Source organism: Dellaglioa sp. CoH-55-MRSF-9 (genome assembly GCF_056782155.1).
This window is the reverse complement of record NZ_JBXAYG010000081.1, coordinates 1-275: the sequence shown is the minus strand read 5'-3', so window position 1 is coordinate 275 and position 275 is coordinate 1. Positions and strand designations below refer to the sequence as shown.

1 pseudogene is annotated in these 275 nt (G+C 67.6%); it reads right to left on the bottom strand.

The annotated features are described in order from the left end of the window. Positions 1-275, bottom strand: a pseudogene (locus tag AC1RPV_RS07875) (hypothetical protein); the annotation flags it as partial.

The window sequence follows — 275 nt, the reverse complement described above, 5'->3', positions numbered from 1 at the left end:
GCCCGACGCTGACCATGAAGTTCGCCCACATTCCGGTACGGTAGTAATCGAACAGGTTCGCCGGGTTATCCATGTTGAGCGGCACCGAGTCGAAGCCGAGCGCCGCGTAGCAGGCGACCGCGAACGCCGCGAGCCAGATCATCAGGTGCCACGGCAGCACGGCCGCCGCGATCGCGAGCGACGGCAGGTACAGCGACACGAACGGGTTGGTCGTCCCGCCCGACAGGAACAGCAGCGCGGACAGCGCGCCGAGGTCGACCCACAGCTGGCCGAGC